Below are 1,026 nucleotides of genomic sequence, written 5' to 3'. Positions count from 1 at the left end.
GTCGCCGCGGAAGCGGATCGTGGCGTGATATCGACCTCCGGCAGTTGCCCGCAGATCTTCCAGTTGTCCTAGAATCGTGGATTGGAGCGAACGCGGAAGGAGATTGCTCTCGGCTTCAATGGTTTGATCAAAACAGATACGCTCCGCCGTGCGTCGAGCCAGCGACTCAGGTCCATCGATCTCGTAGATCGCCGTGAGCCACTCCGAAGAGTCATGGACAGTGAGACTCATAGATGGTGCCTCAGGCTATAAGTGATCCTGCGACGGCACGTCGAACAATAACCGCCGAAAGTTTCAGCGGCAGATAGATCCCGAGTACCATGGCAAGCACGGGTAGCCGCTAGTCAACCTCAGACCAATACCCGAGATCAGCTTGACTGGACACTATTCCGTCTTGGCCTTGAGTTCCTTCACTTTACCTTCAGCACGTTCCCCGGCGGCCTTCATATTGCCTTTGGCCCGTTCACCCATGGCTTTCATCTTGTTGCCCTGGGCTTCTTCCACCTTGGCCTTGGCTTCACCTTTTGCTTCCTCTGCGGTCGCTTTCATTTCGCCTTTTACGACTTCCATGGTGGCGGCTGCCTCACCGGCCTGCGTAAGCGACGGAGCGAAAAATAGAAAGGCGCTGAACGATAACCATGTCACAAATGATATACGCATACAAAATCTCCTTGTACGTGAGGTGAATGGGCGCGAGGGTCTGCGCCTAATTAGGAGTGTTGTCAAGCCTGGATAAAAACTGGAGGCAGCGATCGAGCGGGAATCCTTCCATATGGCTTATACAAATGAGAAGCTGACAACGGTTTGCGAAGTGTGTGCCGCATCAGCCATTAGCGAAATAATCGTACCGGCACTTTCCGGCCTTTGATCCGAGCGCGGCCGAGCAGGTCGATAATACGGGCGGCGAGGGATTCCGGGACATCGACGATGGAAAACCGATCTTCGATCTCGATCGCGCCGATGACGTTGGAGTTGACCTTCACCTCGTTGGCGATTGCGCCCACAAGGTCGCCCGGCCTGATACCG

The 1,026-nt window shown here is 54.9% G+C and carries 3 protein-coding genes; all 3 read right to left on the bottom strand.

Translation table 11 applies throughout. From position 1 onward, the window contains the following. Positions 1 to 231 (bottom strand): hypothetical protein (locus HZB34_13145; GenBank protein ID MBI5316906.1); only part of this gene is annotated, 231 nt, incomplete at its 3' end. A 153-nt stretch (positions 232 to 384) separates the two neighbouring features. Beyond that, positions 385 to 660 carry a hypothetical protein gene (locus tag HZB34_13140; GenBank protein MBI5316905.1) on the bottom strand — a complete coding sequence of 92 codons (276 nt, stop codon included), beginning with the start codon at positions 658 to 660 and terminating at the stop codon, positions 385 to 387. Between the two features lie 170 nt (positions 661 to 830). Further along, a partial coding sequence (locus HZB34_13135) for a DbpA RNA binding domain-containing protein (GenBank protein ID MBI5316904.1) occupies positions 831 to 1,026 on the bottom strand: 196 nt, incomplete at its 5' end.

The sequence above is a fragment of the Nitrospirota bacterium genome (assembly GCA_016219645.1).
GTDB lineage: Bacteria > Nitrospirota > Nitrospiria > Nitrospirales > Nitrospiraceae > Palsa-1315.
The sequence above is the reverse complement of the archived record's forward strand: the minus strand, read 5'-3'. Positions and strand labels throughout refer to the sequence as shown.

Excerpts from the sequence above, each read along its gene's own strand:
- HZB34_13140 (MBI5316905.1), bottom strand. The coding sequence starts at position 660 with ATGCGTATATCATTTGTGACATGGTTATCGTTCAGCGCCTTTCTATTT.